20 protein-coding genes and 1 tRNA gene are annotated in these 19,060 nt (G+C 65.3%); 16 read left to right on the forward strand and 5 right to left on the reverse strand.

Annotated elements, in window-relative coordinates; all coding sequences use genetic code 11:
• From FQK05_RS04990 to FQK05_RS05000, 3 genes are all read right to left on the reverse strand, one after another.
• Nucleotides 1-123 (reverse strand): GTP-binding protein (locus tag FQK05_RS04990; RefSeq protein ID WP_233270435.1); only part of this gene is annotated, 123 nt, incomplete at its 3' end.
• A gap of 161 nt (nucleotides 124-284) precedes the next feature.
• Nucleotides 285-992 (reverse strand): hypothetical protein, encoded by a 708-nt coding sequence (locus tag FQK05_RS04995; RefSeq protein WP_158964824.1) that lies wholly within the window; start codon nucleotides 990-992, stop codon nucleotides 285-287.
• A gap of 103 nt (nucleotides 993-1,095) precedes the next feature.
• Nucleotides 1,096-3,459 (reverse strand): DNA topoisomerase IV subunit A, encoded by a 2,364-nt coding sequence (locus tag FQK05_RS05000; protein WP_158964825.1) that lies wholly within the window; start codon nucleotides 3,457-3,459, stop codon nucleotides 1,096-1,098.
• Nucleotides 3,460-3,636: 177 nt separating this feature from the next.
• Between FQK05_RS05000 and FQK05_RS05005 the strand changes: the two genes are divergently transcribed.
• The 4 genes from FQK05_RS05005 to FQK05_RS05020 all read left to right on the forward strand — a co-directional run bounded on the left by FQK05_RS05005 (nucleotide 3,637) and on the right by FQK05_RS05020 (nucleotide 6,081).
• Nucleotides 3,637-4,296, forward strand: coding sequence for an SH3 domain-containing protein (locus FQK05_RS05005; RefSeq protein WP_158964826.1), 660 nt, complete (start codon nucleotides 3,637-3,639; stop codon nucleotides 4,294-4,296).
• Between the two features lie 70 nt (nucleotides 4,297-4,366).
• Nucleotides 4,367-5,197, forward strand: coding sequence for an SDR family NAD(P)-dependent oxidoreductase (locus tag FQK05_RS05010; protein ID WP_158964827.1), 831 nt, complete (start codon nucleotides 4,367-4,369; stop codon nucleotides 5,195-5,197).
• Between the two features lie 98 nt (nucleotides 5,198-5,295).
• Entirely contained in the window at nucleotides 5,296-5,505 is a 210-nt protein-coding gene (locus tag FQK05_RS05015) for a twin transmembrane helix small protein (protein WP_158964828.1), read from the forward strand.
• Nucleotides 5,506-5,508: 3 nt separating this feature from the next.
• The gene (locus FQK05_RS05020; RefSeq protein WP_158964829.1) at nucleotides 5,509-6,081 is read left to right on the forward strand and encodes a cob(I)yrinic acid a,c-diamide adenosyltransferase; all 573 of its coding nucleotides are present in this window, start codon (nucleotides 5,509-5,511) and stop codon (nucleotides 6,079-6,081) included.
• Nucleotides 6,082-6,091: 10 nt separating this feature from the next.
• Here the strand turns inward: FQK05_RS05020 and FQK05_RS05025 are convergent, their stop codons facing one another.
• Entirely contained in the window at nucleotides 6,092-6,571 is a 480-nt protein-coding gene (locus FQK05_RS05025) for a GyrI-like domain-containing protein (protein WP_158964830.1), read from the reverse strand.
• 305 nt (nucleotides 6,572-6,876) lie between these two features.
• On the opposite strand from FQK05_RS05025, the gene FQK05_RS05030 reads away from it, so the two are divergent.
• The 5 genes from FQK05_RS05030 (at nucleotide 6,877) to FQK05_RS05050 (ending at nucleotide 13,699) form a co-directional block, all read left to right on the forward strand.
• Nucleotides 6,877-7,635 carry an electron transfer flavoprotein subunit beta/FixA family protein gene (locus FQK05_RS05030; protein ID WP_158964831.1) on the forward strand — a complete coding sequence of 253 codons (759 nt, stop codon included), beginning with the start codon at nucleotides 6,877-6,879 and terminating at the stop codon, nucleotides 7,633-7,635.
• A complete protein-coding gene (locus FQK05_RS05035) occupies nucleotides 7,635-8,561 on the forward strand; it encodes an electron transfer flavoprotein subunit alpha/FixB family protein (protein WP_158964832.1) in 927 nt (308 codons plus the stop codon). The genes FQK05_RS05030 and FQK05_RS05035 overlap by 1 nt, the downstream gene beginning before the upstream one ends.
• Before the next feature lie 207 nt (nucleotides 8,562-8,768).
• The gene (locus FQK05_RS05040; RefSeq protein ID WP_158964833.1) at nucleotides 8,769-9,836 is read left to right on the forward strand and encodes an HlyD family secretion protein; all 1,068 of its coding nucleotides are present in this window, start codon (nucleotides 8,769-8,771) and stop codon (nucleotides 9,834-9,836) included.
• Nucleotides 9,833-12,583, forward strand: coding sequence for a ribosome-associated ATPase/putative transporter RbbA (gene rbbA, locus FQK05_RS05045; RefSeq protein WP_158964834.1), 2,751 nt, complete (start codon nucleotides 9,833-9,835; stop codon nucleotides 12,581-12,583). Before FQK05_RS05040 ends, rbbA begins: the two co-directional genes overlap by 4 nt.
• Nucleotides 12,584-12,586: 3 nt before the next feature.
• Nucleotides 12,587-13,699, forward strand: coding sequence for an ABC transporter permease (locus FQK05_RS05050; RefSeq protein WP_158964835.1), 1,113 nt, complete (start codon nucleotides 12,587-12,589; stop codon nucleotides 13,697-13,699).
• Between the two features lie 320 nt (nucleotides 13,700-14,019).
• On the opposite strand, the gene FQK05_RS05055 is transcribed toward FQK05_RS05050, so the two are convergent.
• Nucleotides 14,020-14,094 (reverse strand) — tRNA-Thr (locus FQK05_RS05055).
• Nucleotides 14,095-14,178: 84 nt separating this feature from the next.
• On the opposite strand from FQK05_RS05055, the gene FQK05_RS26010 reads away from it, so the two are divergent.
• The 7 genes from FQK05_RS26010 to FQK05_RS05090 all read left to right on the forward strand — a co-directional run bounded on the left by FQK05_RS26010 (nucleotide 14,179) and on the right by FQK05_RS05090 (nucleotide 19,056).
• Nucleotides 14,179-14,388 carry a hypothetical protein gene (locus FQK05_RS26010; protein WP_158964836.1) on the forward strand — a complete coding sequence of 70 codons (210 nt, stop codon included), beginning with the start codon at nucleotides 14,179-14,181 and terminating at the stop codon, nucleotides 14,386-14,388.
• Between the two features lie 5 nt (nucleotides 14,389-14,393).
• On the forward strand, nucleotides 14,394-15,662 hold the full coding sequence (gene murA / locus FQK05_RS05065) for a UDP-N-acetylglucosamine 1-carboxyvinyltransferase (RefSeq protein WP_158964837.1): 1,269 nt from the start codon (nucleotides 14,394-14,396) through the stop codon (nucleotides 15,660-15,662).
• On the forward strand, nucleotides 15,659-16,138 hold the full coding sequence (locus FQK05_RS05070) for a DUF2948 family protein (RefSeq protein WP_158964838.1): 480 nt from the start codon (nucleotides 15,659-15,661) through the stop codon (nucleotides 16,136-16,138). The genes murA and FQK05_RS05070 overlap by 4 nt, the downstream gene beginning before the upstream one ends.
• An 80-nt stretch (nucleotides 16,139-16,218) precedes the next feature.
• The gene (gene hisD / locus FQK05_RS05075; RefSeq protein WP_158964839.1) at nucleotides 16,219-17,517 is read left to right on the forward strand and encodes a histidinol dehydrogenase; all 1,299 of its coding nucleotides are present in this window, start codon (nucleotides 16,219-16,221) and stop codon (nucleotides 17,515-17,517) included.
• Nucleotides 17,518-17,531: 14 nt separating this feature from the next.
• Nucleotides 17,532-18,011 (forward strand): UPF0262 family protein, encoded by a 480-nt coding sequence (locus FQK05_RS05080; protein WP_158964840.1) that lies wholly within the window; start codon nucleotides 17,532-17,534, stop codon nucleotides 18,009-18,011.
• A 2-nt stretch (nucleotides 18,012-18,013) separates the two neighbouring features.
• Nucleotides 18,014-18,475: an arsenate-mycothiol transferase ArsC gene (locus FQK05_RS05085; RefSeq protein WP_158964841.1), complete on the forward strand. Its 462-nt coding sequence runs from the start codon at nucleotides 18,014-18,016 to the stop codon at nucleotides 18,473-18,475.
• Entirely contained in the window at nucleotides 18,448-19,056 is a 609-nt protein-coding gene (locus FQK05_RS05090; protein ID WP_158964842.1) for a GNAT family N-acetyltransferase, read from the forward strand. Before FQK05_RS05085 ends, FQK05_RS05090 begins: the two co-directional genes overlap by 28 nt.
• Nucleotides 19,057-19,060 lie beyond the last annotated feature (4 nt).

Here is a 19,060-nt window from a genome sequence, read left to right on the forward strand (position 1 = left end):
GGCCTTGAACTCGCCGAAATACTTCGTGATCGCGGCCGTCAGAGTCGTCTTCCCGTGGTCAACGTGACCGATCGTGCCGATGTTCACGTGCGGCTTCGTACGTGCGAACTTTTCCTTTGCCATCGTCGGGCGCCTTTTTCAGATTGAGGGGCGCGCGTCATCCTACGCGACCCGAGGTTGTCGTACTGCGGGCGCGACATATTGGGTTCGAAACCTAAAATCAAGCCATCTGGGCCCCGCTGCCGCAGGGAGAAAAGGGCCGTTGCAGGACGTCCCCGTCCGACCTAGCCACCCGTCGGCAGAACGGGCGGCAGCGCGGCCGGCGCCGTCCCACCGGCCTTTGTCGCGTCGATGGCGCCCTGCACCGCACCGGGCGTCTTCTGCACCGGGATCGGCTGGCCCATCATTGCCGGCCGGTCGCCGGCCTTGCCGTCGGGCCGCGCATCGAACCAGCCGTTGGTCGCGTGCATTTCGGCCAGCCAGTCTTCGATCTTCTCAGCCGCATTGGCGCTGAGCCCCGCCATCTGCTGCGCCTTGGTCCGGGCATGGCCCGAGCCCTTCCAGAAAGACCCCGAGGTCGTGTCCTCGAACACCGACAGCTGGTGCACCGTCTCGTTCAGCTTCACGCGGCGGGCATCGTCCCAGACCGTGACCCGCAGGATCAGCAGCGACTTCGGGTTGTAGATGACCGGAATACCACCCGGCGCCAGCGCATAGCCTTCGACCGAGATACCGAAATTATAGTACTGGTCGCCCTGGTAGCGGCCCAGCTGATCCTGGACCGCCTTGCGGACTGCGGCGTTCCATTCCTCTTCGGTCGCATCGCGGGAGACCGGGCCCTTCTTCATCTTGGACGAGATGACGATCACGTGGCCAAGCTTGAAGTTGCCAAGGTCGACCTTGGGCTGTTGCTGCAACGGCACGTCGGCCGTACAGGCGACCAGGGTGACGGCGGCAACCAGCGCGGCGAGGCAAAGGCGAAGTCGGGTCATGCAGGGGTCCGTTCCAGGGTCCGTAGGGCAGAATGCGCAACAGCGATAGCCCAAGCCCGCGTCCTGCGCAAACCGGACCCGGCAGGGCCTTGCTGCCGATACCTCATGAGAAGCGGTAATTCCGCGGGAAACCGTGTGGCGGGCGCTTGCCCACACCGCCGCGCCGGCCGATCCAGGGCGTCATGTCGGTTTCGGTCCGCGTCCGCCCGCCGGTCGCGGGCCAGCTGAGCCCGGTGGCCAGGTCGAAGGTCGTGGCATCCGACAGGCCGCCGTCCAGTTCCAGCGCGCCCTGACGGCCGCGGGCCATGTTGTACTTCTGCAGCCGCACGCCCTTGCCCCGGCCCAGTTCCGGCAGTTCGGACACCGGGAAGGCCAGCAGCTTGCCGTTTTCCGACACGACGGCGACATGGTCCCCCGTCACCGCCCGACAGATCCGGGCCACGACATTGTCCTTCACGTTCAGCACCTGCCGACCCGTCCGGGTCTGCGCCAGCACCTCTTCCGCATCGATGACGAATCCGTCCCCCGCGCTGGAGGCGACCAGCAGCTTCCGGCCCGGCACGTGCAGGAACAGGTCGACGATCTGCGCCTCGTTCGGCAGGTCGACCATCAGGCGCACCGGTTCGCCCATGCCCCGCCCGCCGGGCAGGTTCGCCGCCGACAAGGTATAGAAGCGCCCGTTCGACCCGAAGAGCACAAGCTTGTCGGTGGTTTCCGCATGGAAGATGAAGCGGGGGCCGTCACCATCCTTGAACTTCAGCTCCCGCGTCAGATCGATATGGCCGGTCATGGCCCGGATCCATCCCATCTGCGAACAGACGACGGTGATCGGCTCGCGCTCGATCATGGCTTCCAGGGGGACGTCCTCGACCACGCCGGCCTCGGCAAAACGCGTCCGGCGGGCGCCGCCCGGGTAATCGCGGCCGAATTTCTTCTTGGTCTCGCGCAGCTGGTCGGTGATCCGCGCCCATTGCAGGGCAGGGTCGGACAGCAGATCTTCCAGATCCGCGCGTTCGGCCATCAGGTCCGACTGTTCGGTCAGCAGGGCCATCTCCTCCAGCCGGCGCAGGGCGCGCAGCCGCATGTTGAGGATCGATTCGACCTGCAGTTCCGACAGGGAATAGTCGTCCGAGGGCGCCGGCGGCACATAGTCGGCCTCGGACATGGCCCGCGGGAAATCCTTGCCCCAGACCTCGCGCATCAGCGCGTCCTTGGGCTCGTCATCGTAGCGGATGATGTCGATCACGCGGTCCAGGTTCAGGAAGGCGACCAGCAGGCCTTCCAGCACTTCCAGCCGGTGGTCGATCTTTTCCATCCGGTGGCGTGACCGGCGCTGCAGCACTTCCTGGCGGTGGTCCAGAAAGGCACGCAGCACTTCCTTCAACGAACAGACCTTGGGCGTCAGCCCGTCGATCAGCACGTTCATGTTTAGCGAAACCCGCACTTCCAGCTCCGAGCTTCGGAACAGGAGGCCCATCATCACCTCGGGGTCGACGTTCTTGGACCGGGGTTCCAGAACGATGCGCACGTCTTCGGCGCTTTCGTCGCGAACATCGGCCAGGATCGGGACCTTCTTCAGCTGGATCAGCTCTGCCAGCTTCTCGATCAGCTTGGATTTCTGGACCTGATACGGGATCTCGGTCACGACGATCTGCCAGACGCCGCGGTCGAGCTTTTCGACCTCCCAGCTGGACCGCAGGCGGAAGCCGCCACGGCCGGTCCGATAGGCCTGCGCGATCGAGGCCGGGTCTTCCACGATCACGCCACCGGTCGGGAAATCGGGCCCGGGCACGTAGTTCAGCAGCGTGTCGTCACGGGCATCCGGCGTCTTGATCAGGTGGATGCAGGCATCGCACAGTTCCGCGATGTTGTGGGGCGGGATATTCGTCGCCATCCCCACCGCGATGCCGCTGGCGCCATTGGCCAGAAGATGCGGAAATTCGGCCGGCAGCACGACCGGTTCGGTCAGCGTTCCGTCATAGTTATCGCGGAAATCGACCGCGTCCTCGTTCAGGCCGTCCAGCAGCGCCTCGGCCACGACGGTCAGGCGGGCTTCGGTATAACGGGACGCCGCGGGGTTGTCGCCGTCGATGTTGCCGAAGTTGCCCTGCCCGTCGACCAGCGGGTAGCGGACGTTGAAGTCCTGGGCCAGGCGGGCCATCGCGTCATAGATCGCGCCATCGCCATGGGGGTGATAGTTCCCCATCACATCGCCCGAAATCTTGGCGGACTTCCGGAAGCCGCCGGTCGAGGTCAGCCGCAATTCGCGCATCGCGAACAGGATTCGCCGGTGGACCGGCTTCAGCCCGTCGCGCGCATCCGGCAGCGCCCGGTGCATGATCGTCGACAGCGCATAGGTCAGATAGCGTTCGCCAATGGCCCGGCGCAGCGGTTCGGCCAAGGCCACGGGGCCACCGGATACCCCGGCTGGGGGCTGCATCTTGGGGTCGTCTGACGTGTCGCTCATAGATGCGGTGATACGCTGGCTGACGGGCAGCGTAAAGCATTGCCGCACCGCCACAGAGCCCTATTTGCAGCACTGTCCGCGGCAATGCTTGCTGCGGGTTTCGCGAATCTGGCATTTGATTAATGTACTGGCTCCCGGCAAGATCGTGCTGCCGGAGTGAAGCCTCAGGGGGGCGTAATGTTTCGGTTTGTCCTTGTTTCCTTTCTCCTACTCGGTTTGGCGTTCTACGAACTTAGCGGCGGCGCGGATTTCGAACCTGCGAAGGTCCGCCGGTCGGTAGAATTCGCGCCCGAATCCCCGGTCGACGTGACCGAACGCGACGCGGTCATCGTCGTGGCCCAGCCCGCCGAGGCCCGCCCCCTGCAGGCAGAGACCGTTCTGGCCCAGGTCGAGACGCTGGCCACCAAGCCGGTCGTGACCGCACCCCCGCCCCAACCCACTGCCGCCGAACAGATCAAGTTTGGCCTGACCACACTGCCCAATGGCGGCGCGCCGGTCACGCGGCTGTCGGCGCTGGAAACCACCGGCACCGCGCTGGCCGGGCTGGGCACCGCGGGCCTGAGCGTTCTGATCGACGCCGCCTCGGACGATCAGGCCCCGACCGAGGTGATGGTCGAGGAAGATGTGGACGGCCCCGATATCCGCCAGATCACCGCCACCCGTGTGAACATGCGCGGCGGGCCCGGCACCGGCTTCGACGTCGTGGGCCAGTTGTCCCAAGGGACCCAGGTGCGGGTCGTGGGCGAACCTTCCAATGGCTGGCTGATGCTGCGCACGGTCGGGGATGACCAGTTGGGCTATGTCGCCGCCTCGCTTGTGTCGGCGCCCAACGGCTGATCCCGTTCCCGTTGCACCGCCCCGCGATCCGCGCCACAACACGCCGGCTCGGCTTCGGCAAAGGTTTGAAATGCAGCAGAAAACCATCCTGATCACCGGCTGTTCGTCCGGCATCGGCCGCGACGCGGCCATGGGCCTGCGCGATGCCGGCTGGCGTGTCTTCGCTTCTTGCCGGCAGGAAAAGGACTGCGAGGAGCTGCGGTCCCTGGGCTTCGACAGCCCCCGCATCGACTATACCGACGAGGCCAGCATCGAAAGCGGGCTGGCACAGGTGCTTCGGGCCACCGGCGGCACGCTGGACGCGCTGTTCAACAACGGCGCCCATCCCCTGTCGGGCGCGGCCGAGGATCTGCCGACCGACGGCCTGCGCGCGATCTTCGAAGCGAATTTCTTTGGCTGGCACAGCCTGACCCGCAAGGTGATCCCGGTGATGCGGGCCCAGGGGCACGGGCGAATCGTCAACTGCTCGTCCTCGCTGGGGCTGGTCACGATTCCCTGGCGCTGCGCCTATGCGTCGACCAAGTTCGCGCTGGAAGGCTATACCGACACGCTGCGGCTGGAACTGCACGGCACCGGCATCCACCCGATCCTGATCGAACCAGGCCCGATCACCACGAAGTTCCGCCAGAACGGCGTCCATTACTTCGAAAAATACATCGACTGGAGGAATTCCGTCCTGCGCGACAGGTACGAACAGACGCTGGTCAAACGGATGTACGGAAATGTGGGCCCCGACCCGTTCGAACTGCCGCCGTCTGCGGTGACGAAGAAAGTTCTGCGGGCACTGGACGCAAAACGGCCGAAAGCGCGCTATCCCGTGACGGTGCCGACCTGGATCAGCTACTACCTCCGCGGCATCCTGCCCACGCGGGTTGCGGATTGGATCACGCTTCACATCTGAAGACATGAATGGATTTCCGGTTCGCTTTCCGGGCCGGAACCGCTAGATCCGGACATGCGCCCGACAGATTCCGGGACCGCAGTCAGGAGAAGCGCAGAATGGAACATGCACTCTACATCGCGATCCTGGTCGCCATGGGCGCCACCGTGCTGGTGCTGATGATCGGCATCGGCGGCTACGCCAAGGGCGGCAAATTCAACAAGAACTACGGCAACAAGATGATGCGCCTGCGGATTCTGTGCCAGTTCATCGCCGTGGTGCTGATCGTTCTCTTCGTGACCGTCCGCGGCATGATGGCCGGAGGGTAATCGATGGTTGTCCTGTCCAAGATCTATACCCGCACTGGCGACAAGGGCGAAACCGCACTGGGCAACGGCGCCCGCGTGGCCAAGCATTCGCCAAGGGTCGAGGCCTATGGAACGGTGGACGAGCTGAATTCGACCCTGGGTGTCGCGCGTCTGCACGCGACGGGCGACGCGGAAAGCGCCCTGTCCCGGATCCAGAACGATCTGTTCGACCTGGGCGCCGACCTCTGCAATCCCGACCTCGACAAGGATGCGACCGCCGAATATCCCCCGCTGCGCATGGTGGCCGAACAGGTCACCCGGCTGGAGACAGAAATCGACGCGATGAACGCCAGGCTGACGCCCCTGCGCAGCTTCATCCTGCCGGGCGGATCGGCCTTGGCCGCACATCTGCATGTCTGCCGCACAGTCGCCCGCCGGGCCGAACGGCTGACCGTCGAACTGGCCGGGGTCGAGGCGGTGAATGCCGAGGCCATACGGTATCTAAACCGTCTGTCCGACTGGTTCTTCGTCGCCGCCCGCATAGCCAACGACGACGGTCGGTCCGACGTGCTGTGGGTGCCCGGCGCCAACCGCTAGCGGCCTGACCCTAGGGCCCTGCCCGGACCGGCACCCAGATTTCATAATCCATGTCCAGGGCGGCAGGATCGCTGGCGGGCGGGTAGTATTCGAAGACCGCGCCTTCCCGCTGGACCACGTCCGCCCGGGGCAGCCAGTCCGAGAACATCCAGTCGAAACTGTCCGGCAGGCCCGCCATCGGGCCCTTCGCCCTCAGCACGGCATAGTTGCCCGCCGACAGGACCACGTCGCAAAGACCATCGGCAAGCGTTGCCGGAACCTGCGACACCTCCTGCGCCACAGCATAGCGGAAGCCGCCCAGACCGTCGGCCGCGAAGGAAATGCCAAGGCTGCCTGCGCCGACGCGGTGCGGAATTTCGTAGCCGGCATCGAAGAAATCGCGCCACTGCACCCCGATCAGGTCGCGGGTCTGCATGGTATAGGCGCGAACTGTCCCGACGGCATGACGTTCGGCCCTCACGACGATCTCGACCTCGGCACGGATGGTCATTGCACTGTGTCTCCTGTAGTCCTGACAAGCCTAGCCTGCACCGCGCAGTCGGGCAAATCGCCCAATGCGGAGCCGCGCATATCGACCCTCAACCGGCCGGTGATCGACGGGTGCGGCGATTTTGCACTGCGGAATAATGTTTTGCAGGGGCGCCATTTGCGTCAAGTCAGCTTGCAAACGCAGCGTCTTTCGGGTTTCGGGGACGCATTAACGCTGTAACCCTGCGGTGGGCCTCGTTATCAACAGGCCCATCCAACGAAGCACGAGTCGACCGGGCTCGTGAAATAACACTTAGGAGAGACGCCATGAAGGTCCTGGTCCCTGTCAAGCGCGTGATCGACTACAACGTGAAGGTCCGTGTGAAAGCGGATGGCAGCGGGGTCGATCTTGCCAACGTGAAGATGTCGATGAACCCCTTCGACGAGATCGCCGTCGAAGAGGCGATCCGACTGAAGGAAGCCGGCAAGGCGGAAGAGATCGTCGTCGTCTCGATCGGTGTGAAGCAGGCGCAGGAAACCCTGCGGACCGCTCTCGCCATGGGCGCCGATCGTGCGATCCTGGTCGTGGCCGCCGATGACGTGCACAACGACATCGAACCGCTGGCCGTCGCGAAGATCCTGAAAGCCGTTGTCGATGAAGAGCAGCCGGGCATCGTGCTGTGCGGCAAGCAGGCCATCGACAACGACATGAACGCCACCGGCCAGATGCTGTCGGCGCTTCTGGGCTGGTCCCAGGCGACCTTCGCGTCGAAGCTGGACATCGAAGGCGACAACGCCCTGGTCACCCGCGAAGTCGACGGCGGCCTGCAGACGATCAAGGTGGCGATGCCCACCATCGTCACGGTCGACCTGCGCCTGAACGAACCGCGCTATGCGTCGCTGCCGAACATCATGAAGGCGAAGAAGAAGCCGCTGGATGAAAAGACCGCCGCCGATTACGGCGTCGACGTCACGCCGCGCCTGACGGTCGTCAAGACCTCGGAACCGGCGGGCCGCGCGGCCGGCATCATGGTGGGCTCGGTCGACGAACTCGTTGCGAAACTGAAAGAAGTGGGGGCTGTTTGATGGCTGTTCTTCTGCTTGCTGAAATCACCGACGGCACGCTGAGTGTCGATGCCACCGCCAAGGCGCTGAGCGCGGCAAAGGCCCTGGGCGACGTGACCGTCCTGGCCGCCGGCGCATCGGCCGCAGATGCGGGCGCCGAAGCGGCGAAGCTCGACGGCGTGTCCAAGGTCCTGGTGGCCGAAGACGCCGCCCTGGGTCACCGCCTGGCGGAACCGACCGCGGCGCTGATCGCATCGCTGGCCGGCGACTACAGCCACATCCTGGCGCCCGCCACCACCGACGCCAAGAACGTGATGCCCCGCGTGGCAGCACTTCTGGACGTGATGGTGCTGTCGGACATCTCGGGCGTGGTCGATGCCGACACGTTCGAACGCCCGATCTATGCCGGCAACGCGATCCAGACCGTGAAATCGGCTGACGCGACCAAGGTGATCACGGTCCGTACCGCGTCCTTCGACGCCGTGGGCGCCGGCGGTTCGGCTTCGGTCGAAACCGTGTCGCTGCCGGATCTGCCGGGCCTGTCGGAATGGGTCGAGGACAAAGTTGCCGCAAGCGACCGTCCGGAACTGACCTCGGCCGGCATCGTCGTGTCGGGCGGCCGTGGCGTGGGTTCGCAGGAAAGCTTTGCCATCATCGAAGCCCTGGCCGACAAGCTGGGCGCCGCTGTCGGCGCATCGCGTGCGGCTGTCGATTCGGGCTATGCCCCGAACGACTGGCAGGTCGGTCAGACCGGCAAGGTGGTTGCACCGGACCTGTACGTTGCCGTCGGCATCTCGGGCGCGATCCAGCACCTTGCGGGCATGAAGGATTCGAAGGTGATCGTCGCGATCAACAAGGACGAAGAAGCGCCGATCTTCCAGGTCGCGGATTTCGGCCTGGTTGCAGACCTGTTCTCGGCCGTACCGGAACTGACCGAAAAGCTGTGATCGTGGATGGTGCGTGAGCACCACGCACCCTGCTGCCAGTTCGTGAAGGCCCGCTGTCAGGCGGGCCTTTTTCTTATGAACCGGCACGGAATCGAACCGAGCGGTTTGGCGCATTGACGATGCCCGGACGCCCTTGCATCCTGTAGGGACCCCCCATCGGACCCCGTCGCACCACGCGACGGGCGCCCTTAGCCCGGATACGAGTTCATGACGCGTAACAGACGGAAGTTGCTGGTTTTCGGAGCCGCCATCCTGGCCTGTGTCGCGGCCTTCACGGCCTGGTCCGTCCTGACCGATCCCGGCCTGCCGGACGGCATCGCAACCGGCAACGGCCGCATCGAAGGGACGGAGATCGAGATCGCCGCCCTAGCCGGCGGCCGGATCGCGGAAATCACGGTCGACGAAGGCCAGATCGTCCAAAAGGGCGACGTTCTGGTGAGGATGGACACCGTCCTGCTGGAAGCCCAGAAACGCCAGGCCGAGGCCGCACTGGAACGTGCGAAGGTGGCCATCGAGACGGCCAAAAGCATCGTGGCACAGGCAGAGGCACAGAAGACCGCGGCCGAGGCCGCCGTGGCCCAGGCCGAAGCCGGCCAGACCCTGGCCGAGGCCGAGGTCGCGCGATCGAAGAGCCTGGCCAAGAACAACATCGTGGCCCAGCAGGTGCTGGATGCCGATATCGCCGATTACAAGCGGGCGGAAGCCACCGTCGCGTCGGCCAAGGCCAATGTCATCGCCGCCGAGGCCACCATCGGCAGCGCCAGGGCGCAGGTGAACGATGCCGAGGCCGCGGTCGATTCGGCCAAGGCCCAGATCGACTATGTCACCAAGCAGATCGAGGACAGCACCCTGACCTCTCCGCGCGAAGGCCGGATCCAGTACCTGGTCGCGCGCGAGGGCGAGGTGGTGTCAGCCGGCGCCCGAATTCTGAGCCTGGTGGACCTGACCGACATCTACATGACCTTCTTCCTGCCCACCGCGCAGGCCGGCCGCGTGGCCGTCGGGGCCGAGGCGCGGCTGGTGATGGACGCGGCACCCGATTACGTGCTGCCGGCCCATATCTCTTATGTCGCGGACGTGGCGCAGTTCACGCCCAAGACGGTCGAGGCACCGGACGAACGCGACAAGCTGATGTTCCGCGTCCGCGCACGGATCGATTCCGCACTTCTGGAAAAGTACATCACCTATGTTAAGACCGGCCTGCCCGGCGACGCCTATGTGAAGACTGACCCGGACACGCCCTGGCCGGCCTTCCTGACCAACGTCGTGCAATGACCCAGTCAGGGACTTCGTCGGGCGCCGTCGCACAAGTCGCGGGGCTGACGCTGCGCTATGGCAAGACCCTTGCGCTGGATGACGTGACGCTGGACATCCCGGCCGGCCAGATGGTCGGCCTGATCGGCCCCGACGGCGTGGGCAAGTCCAGCCTGCTGTCGCTGCTGTCGGGCGCCAAGGTGATCCAGGACGGCACCGCCCGGGTGCTGGACGGCGACATGGCCGATGCCGGTCACCGGACCGCGGTCTGCCCCCGCATCGCCTATATGCCCCAGGGTCTGGGCAAGAACCTGTACCCTACGCTTTCGGTCTTCGAGAACGCGGAATTCTTCGGCCGTCTTTTCGGGCACAACCGCCGGGAACGGACGCGCCGCATCGACACGCTGCTGGCAGCCACCGGCATGTCCGCCTTCCGCGACCGCCCGGCGGCGAAGCTGTCGGGCGGCATGAAGCAGAAGCTGGGACTGTGCTGTGCGCTGATCCATGACCCCGATTTCCTGATCCTGGACGAGCCCACGACCGGGGTGGACCCCCTGTCGCGCCGACAATTCTGGGAACTGATCGACGAGATTCGCCGCGAACGCCCGACCATGAGCGTCATCGTCGCCACCGCTTACATGGAAGAAGCCGCGCGCTTCGACTGGCTGGTGGCGATGAACGCCGGGAAGGTCCTGGCCACCGGCGCGCCCGCCGACCTGCTGGCCCAGACCGGGGCCAAGGACCTGGACACCGCCTTTATCGCACTGCTGCCCGAAGACGCACGTCGTGGCCATTCCAAGGTGACGATCCCGCCCCGTGGCAAGGACGACAGCGACGTCCCGGCCATCGAGGCCGAGCACCTGACCATGCGCTTCGGCGATTTCACCGCGGTCGACGACGTCAGCTTCCGCATCCGGAAGGGAGAAATCTTCGGCTTCCTGGGGTCCAACGGCTGCGGCAAGACCACGACGATGAAGATGCTGACCGGCCTGCTGGAACCGACCGAGGGCAGGGCCGAACTGTTCGGCGCCACGGTCGATCCCCGCGATATGGACGTCCGACGGCGCGTGGGCTTCATGAGCCAGGCATTTTCCCTTTATACCGAACTGACGGTGGCGCAGAACCTGGACCTGCACGCGCGCCTGTTCGGGATGGACCCCGCGAAGATTCCCGGGCGGACCCGGGAAATGGCCGACCGGTTCGACCTGCACGACGTGATGGACGCCCTGCCCGACGCCCTGCCGCTGGGCATCCGGCAACGCCTGTCGCTGGCGGTGGCGATGATCCACGGGCCGGAAATCCTGATCCTGGACGAACCGACATCCGGCGTGGACCCGGTGGCACGGGACGGGTTCTGGCAAATCCTGTCGGACCTGTCGCGCAAGGACGGGGTTACGATCTTCGTTTCCACCCATTTCATGAACGAGGCGGAACTCTGCGACCGCATCTCGCTGATGCATGCGGGCCGCGTGCTGGTCAGCGAAACCGCGGCCGAGATCACGCGGATGAAGAGCGCGGACACGCTGGAAGATGCCTTCATCGCCTATCTGGAAGAGGCCATAGGCACGTCCGACGATACCGCCCCCCCGCCCGACACCGCACTGGCGAAGCAAGGTCTGGCCCAGCATGCCGCAACCGGCGGCTTCAGCCTGCGGCGGCTTCTCAGCTATACCCGGCTGGAGGCGCTGCAGCTTCAGCGCGACCCGATCCGGCTGACCATGGCGCTTCTGGGTTCGCTGATCCTGATGCTGGTGATCGCCTATGGCATCAACATGGATGTCGAGGATCTGACCTTTGCCGTGCTGGACCGCGACGATACGTTCGTCAGCCGCAGCTATATCGCCGACCTGTCCGGGTCCCGGTACTTCATCGAACAGGACCCGATCCTGAACTATCGCGACATGGACGAACGCATGCGCAGCGGGGCCCTCAGCCTCGCGATCGAGATCCCGGCAAATTTCGCCGCCGACGTCGCCCGCGGCCGAGAGGTTGCAGTGGCAGCCTGGATCGACGGCGCCAACCCGACCCGGGCCGAAACGGTCAGCGGCTACGTGCAGGGCATGCACGCCGAATGGCTGCAGCGCGCCGCCCGCGTGGCCTATGGCGACGCCGGCACCGCGGGGAATTTCGAACTGGTCACCCGCTATCGCTACAACCCCGAGGTCCGGAGCATCATCGCCATGGCCCCGGCGGTCATCCCGCTTTTGCTTATGATGATCCCGGCCATGCTGACCGCCCTGTCGGTTGTGCGGGAAAAGGAACTGGGGTCCATCGTCAATTTCTACGTCACGCCGGTGACGCGAATCGAATTCCTGCTGGGCAAGCAGATGCCCTATGTCGTGCTGGCGATGCTGAACTTTGCCCTGATGTCGGCCTGCGCCGTCTTCGTTCTGGGCGTGCCCTTCACGGGCAGCCTGATGGCCTACACGCTGGCGGGTCTGCTTTACGTCATGTGCGCGACGGCGCTGGGCCTTGTCTTTTCGGCCTTCCTGCGCAGCCAGGTCGCGGCGCTGTTCGCGACCGCGATGCTGACCATGATTCCGGCGTCCCAGTTTTCCGGCATGATCGACCCGGTGTCGTCCCTGCAGGGCGCGGGGCGCGTGATCGGCGAGATCTATCCCACCAGCCATTTCATCATCATCTCGCGCGGGGCCTTTTCCAAGTCGCTCGGTCTGACCGACCTGTCCGCGTCGCTCCTGGCGCTGGCGGTGGCCATCCCGGTGATCCTGGGTATCGCCACCATGGCGCTGCGCAAGCAGGAGAAATAGGCGATGAACCTGGCCAATGTCTTCCAGCTGGGCGTCAAGGAACTGCGCGGCCTTCTGCGCGATCCGGCGATGCTGGTGCTGATCGTCTATTCCTTCACCCTGTCGATCTACACCGAATCGAACGCCCTGCCGGACACGCTGTCGAATGCCACGATCTCGATCGTGGACGAGGATCGCTCGACCCTGTCGAACCGAATCGCATCGGCCTTCTATCTGCCCTATTTCGTGCCCCCGGATCTGATCACGATTACCGAGATGGACGCCCGCATGGACCGCGGGCAGGACACCTTCGCGCTGGACATCCCGCCCGACTTCGCCCGCGACGTGCTGGCAGGCAACGTTCCGCAAATCCAGCTGAACGTGGACGCCACAAGGATGAGCCAGGCCTTCACCGGCGCAGGCTATATCCAGCAGATCGTCACGAACGAGGTGTCGGAATATGTCGACCGCGTCCGGTCGACACCCCGGATGCCCGTCGATCTTGTCCTGCGCGCGCGGTTCAACCCGGAAATGAACGCCAGCTGGTTCGGCGCGGTAAACAGCGTGATCATGTCGATCACGATGCTGTCGATCATCCTGACCGGCGCCGCCCTGATCCGGGAAAAGGAACACGGCACGGTCGAACACCTGCTGGTCATGCCCGTGTCCGCGGCCGAAATCATGCTGTCCAAGATCTGGTCCATGGGCGCAGTGGTACTTCTGGCCTCGGCTGTGGGGATCACCTTCGTGCTGCAGGGGGCGCTGCAGATCCCGATCGCCGGGTCGCTGGGCCTGTTCTTCCTTGGGGCGGTCCTGATGCTGTTCGCCACGACCGCGCTGGGGATCTTCCTGGCGACGGTGGCCGGATCGATGCCGCAATTCGGGCTTCTACTGATTCTGGTCCTGCTGCCGCTGAACATCCTGTCAGGCGGATTGACCCCGCGCGAGAGCATGCCCGAAGCGATCCAGGCCATCATGCTTCTGGCCCCCAATACCCATTTCATCATCCTGTCGCAGGCGATCATGTTCCGCGGCGCCGGGCTGGAGGTCGTCTGGCCGCAGTTCCTGGCCCTCCTCCTGATCGGCACCGTATTGTTCTGGCTGGCGTATCTGCAGTTTCGGAAATTCTTGCGGTAACGGACCGGGCCAGAACCTGTTTCCTGACAAGCCCGAACTCGAAGGCAGGTACTACCAAGGTCGGAGGTCAGGACCCAGGCTGGCTCCGACCGTGGTGGCAGCGCAAGGAGCCCAAGTGTCTTTGCGACAATACATGTTCACGTGACCGTCAGAGCGGCGGTGCAGGATGAATTGGTCCTGGTCCCAGCCATCGTAGCGACGCGCTCTGCCTCGGCCGAAACGATCTTCCTCCGGATGGCAGTCCAACACCAGTCGTCCCATCGAACGCATATGCGCCGATGTGAACACGATCCGGGTTACAACACATTTCAACGGAAGGATGGTGCTGTGAGAGAGGATTGAACTCTCGACCTCTCCCTTACCAAGGGAGTGCTCTACCACTGAGCTACCACAGCAACGTGGGCGGTGAATTAGACTCAATCGCCACCCCGTGCAAGGGCAATCTGGACGCTTTTTCCATGCTAGGATAGGTAGGGCCCATGGCAGAGAACCCCACCGGTAGAAGACCCGGCGGTCAGCCACGGGAAACGGGCCCGTCCCGCCCCGGAACGGACCGCGAAGATCGTCTGAAAGCCGCGCTGAAAGCCAACATGGCCCGGCGCAAGGCGCAGGCGCGGGCGCGCGCGTCAGTTGACGCGACGGGGGACAACGAAGGCGACGCACAGACGTCGGGCAGCGAGGAAAGGTAAGGCTCATGGACACGATCGTCGTGACGGGCAACGGGGCGCTGAATGGCCAGATCCCCATCGCGGGCGCCAAGAACGCCTGCCTGACGCTGATGCCGGCAGCCCTTCTGAGCGAGGAACCGCTGACGCTGACCAATGCGCCGCGTCTCAGCGACATCCGCACGATGACGGATCTGCTGACCTCGCTGGGGGCCGAAGTCACCGCGCTGAAGAACGGCCAGGTGCTGGCCATGTCCTGCCATGACCTGAACAACCACACCGCCGACCACGGCATCGTGCGCAAGATGCGCGCCTCGATCCTTGTCCTGGGCCCGATGCTGGCCCGCGACGGACACGCGGTCGTGTCCCTGCCCGGCGGCTGCGAGATCGGGGTGCGCCCCGTCGACCTGCACCTGAAGGCGCTGGAAGCCATGGGCGCAGAAATGGAACTGAAAGGCGGCTACGTCCATGCCAAGGCGCCCAGCGGGCTGAAGGGCGGGATCATCGACTTCCCGCTGGTGTCCGTGGGTGCAACCGAAAACGCGCTGATGGCCGCAACGCTGGCCAAGGGCACCACGGTCATCAACAACGCCGCACGCGAACCGGAGATTGTCGACCTGGCCGTCTGCCTGCGCCGGATGGGCGCCCAGATCGAGGGCGAAGGCACTTCGACCATCACGATCCAGGGGGTGGACCGGCTGAACGGCGCGACCCACCCGGTGGTCGTCGACCGGATCGAGCTGGGGACCTACATGCTGGCGCCCGCCATCACCGGCGGCACGGTGGAATGCCTGGGCGGCCGGCGCGAGCTGGTGGCCAGCTTCTGCGACAAGCTGGACGAGGCGGGAATAGAGGTGACGGAGACCGAGGCCGGCCTGTCCGTCCGCCGCCGCGACAACCGGATCCATGCAGTCGATGTGGTGACCGAACCCTTCCCGGGCTTTCCCACCGACCTGCAGGCCCAGATCATGGCGCTGCTGTGCACGGCCGAAGGCGAAAGCGTGCTGGAGGAACGGATCTTCGAGAATCGCTTCATGCACGTTCCGGAACTGGGCCGCATGGGCGCCCAGATCGAGGTGCACGGCGGCACCGCCAGGGTGACCGGCGTGTCCCGCCTGAAGGGCGCACCGGTCGAGGCAACGGATCTTCGTGCCTCGGTCTCGCTGATCCTGGCGGGGCTGGCAGCGGAAGGCGACACCATCGTGTCCGAGGTCCAGCACCTCGACCGCGGCTATGAGCGCGTGGTCGAGAAGCTGCAGGCCGTCGGCGCCAAGATCGAACGGACCCAAGCCCAGTGACACAGGACGCACGCTTTGAAGACGGCCGCGAGGCCCCGCTGAACCTGGGCGCCGTGGATGCCGAGGATCTGCAGGTCGTATCCTCGCTGGTGCAGGACGCGGTCTTCCCAATCACGGAAATCAAGTGGCTGCCAGCCGAACGCCGCTTTGCCCTGCTGCTGAATCGCTTCCGCTGGGAAGACGCGCCCAGCGCGCAACGCCGCCACCGGCCGGTGGAACGGGTGCAGTCGCTTCTGATCGTGGCCGACGCGATGCGCGTGGCCAGCCAGGGCATCGACCGCAGCGACAAGGACACGATCCTGTCGGTCCTGTCGGTCACCTTCGAACCCGGCGAGGACGGCACCGGCGCGGTCCTGATCACGCTGGCCGGCGACGGCGCCATCCGGCTGGAGGTCGAAACGCTGGACGTGACCCTGCGCGACGTGACCCGCCCCTATCAGGCACCGTCGGGCAAGATGCCGGGCCACCCGGACTGATCCCCGACCCCCACGGGACAAGCCGGGTCTTGAGACCCGGCGGACCCTTGGATATCCCCCTCTGAACGATGGAGGGCACGATGCCTGTTTTTCTCGACACGACCGACGCCGATTTCGCCGCGAAGTTCGAAACGCTTCTGGGTACCAAGCGCGAGGATGCGCCCGACGTGGCCGATACCGTGTCGGCGATCATCGCCGATGTGCGCGCCCGCGGCGACGCGGCGGTGATCGAGTTGACGGAACGCTTCGACCGCCTGTCCCTGACGCCCGAAACGCTTGCCTTTTCCGCCGACGAGGTCGACGCGGCGATCGAGACCGTGAACCCCGACGACCGGTCGGCGCTGGAACTGGCCGCGCAGCGGATCCGTGCCTACCACGTCCGCCAGATGCCGCAGGACGCATCCTGGACCGATCCCGAAGGCGCCACGCTGGGCTGGCGCTGGGGACCTGTGACGGCCGCGGGGCTTTACGTGCCCGGTGGGCTGGCGTCCTATCCGTCCTCCGTCCTGATGAACGCGGTGCCGGCCAAGGTGGCCGGCGTGGACCGGCTGGCCATCACGGTCCCCTGCCCCGATGGCGTGGTGAACCCGCTGGTCCTCTTGGCCGCGCGGCTGGCGGGCGTGGACGAAATCTATCGCATCGGTGGCGCGCAGGCGGTGGCGGCGCTGGCCTATGGCACCGAAACCATCCCGGCGGTCGACAAGATCACCGGTCCGGGCAATGCCTATGTCGCGGCGGCCAAGCGGCAGGTCTTTGGCAAGGTGGGCATCGACATGATCGCGGGCCCGTCGGAAATCCTGGTCATTGCGGATGAGGACAACAACCCCGACTGGATCGCGCTGGACCTGATGAGCCAGGCGGAACACGACCAGAGCGCGCAGTCGATCCTGATCACCGACAGTCCGAAGATGGCCCAGGCCGTGACCGAGGCCGTCGCCCGCCGCCTGGAGATGCTGGAACGGTCGGAAATCGCCGGCGCCAGCTGGCACGACTTCGGCGCAGTGATCACCGTGGCCTCGCTGGACGAAGCGGCGGAACTGTCGAACCGGATTGCGCCGGAGCACCTTGAACTTTGCGTGGCCGATCCGGATGCGCTGGCCGCCAAGTGCCGCCATGCCGGCGCCATCTTCCTTGGCGCCTGGACGCCCGAGGCCATCGGCGACTATGTCGGCGGCCCGAACCATGTGCTGCCCACGGCGCGGTCGGCCCGCTTTTCTTCCGGCCTGTCTGTCATGGACTTTTTGAAGCGGACGACCATGGCGAAGATGACTCCGGACGCCCTGCGTGCTATCGGCCCTGCAGCCGAACGCCTGGCGCAATCCGAAAGCCTTCAGGCCCACGGGTTGTCGGTGCGCGCAAGGCTCGACAGTCTGAACTGAGTGAACCGTCGCCCATGTCGCATATCGCCGAAATTTCCCTGGACGAAACTGGCCTTGCGCCGCCGACGCCCGAGATCGAACAGGAACGCAAGGTGGCGATGTTCGACCTCCTGGAGGAAAACACCTTTGTCCTCCCCCGGCGCGACGACCGGGACACGCCCGAAGGCCCCTATAACCTGGGGCTGGCGATCCGGGACAAGCGACTGGTCTTCGACGTGACCACCGCAGATGGCGAAAAGGCGGCGGAATTCCACCTGTCGCTGGGGCCCTTCCGGCAGGTGGTGAAGGACTATTTCCAGATCTGCGCCAGCTATTTCGAAGCGGTGAAAAGCCTGCCCCCCAGCCAGATCGAGACCATCGACATGGCCCGGCGCGGCATCCACAACGAAGGCAGCCGCATCCTGCAGGAACGGCTGGACGGCAAGGTCGAGATCGACGAGGACACCGCGCGGCGTCTCTTCACCCTCATCTGCGTGCTGCACTTCGGGGGCTGATCATGGCCGAACGGCTGCCGCAGTCCATTCTATTCTGCTGCGACCACAATGCCGTTCGCTCGCCGATGGCCGAAGGGCTGATGAAGAAGCTTTACGGCACCGGCACCTATGTCCAGTCCGTGGGCGTGAAGCACGACCTAGAAATCGATGGCTTCGCCATCGCCGTCTGCCAGGAAATGGATATCGAGCTGTCCCGCCACCGGGCGCGGTCCTTCGACCAGATGGAACAACTGGGCGACGATCTCAGCTCGTTCGACCTGATCGTCGCCCTGTCGCCGGCCAGCCAGCAGCGCGCGCTGGACCTGACGCGGTTCTATGCGCTGGACGTGGAATACTGGCCGATCCTGGACCCGACCGGACAGGGCGAAAGCCGCGAGGCGAAGCTGGTCAGCTATCGCCAGACCCGCGATCAGCTGATCGAGCGCATGACCGAGAAATGGGGCGAACCGGAGCACCTGCGGTGACCGAGCTGCGCGTCCTGACCGGCCCGGCGCTGGACGCGGCCCTTGACGATGTCGCCCGCCTGAGGATCGAGGTCTTCCATGCCTTCCCGTATCTCTACGACGGCGACCTGGCCTATGAACGGAAGTACCTGGAAAGCTATCGCACCAGCCCCGGCGCCATCGTCGTGGGGGCCTACGACGGCGCGCGGCTGGTGGGGGCGGCCACGGGCACGCCGCTGACGGACCATGCCGACGACTTCGCGGCGGCCTTCGACGGCACGGGGATCGACCTGTCCACGGTCTTCTACTGCGCGGAATCGGTGCTGCTGCCAGGCTTTAGGGGACAGGGCATCGGCCACGGTTTCTTCGACGCCCGAGAGGCCCATGGCCGGGCCCTGGGCTTCACCCGGTCGGCCTTCTGCGGCGTGATCCGGCCGGCGGATCACCCGGCCCGGCCCGCGGATTACGCGCCACTCGACCCGTTCTGGCGCAAACGGGGCTATGCGCCCCTGCCCGACGCGGTGGCAGAGTTCCGCTGGAAGGACCGGGACCAGGCAGAGGAGACGCCGAAGCGTCTCCAGTTCTGGATCCGGGATCTCTAGATCG

This window comes from Chachezhania sediminis (genome assembly GCF_009765275.1).
GTDB lineage: Bacteria > Pseudomonadota > Alphaproteobacteria > Rhodobacterales > Rhodobacteraceae > Chachezhania > Chachezhania sediminis.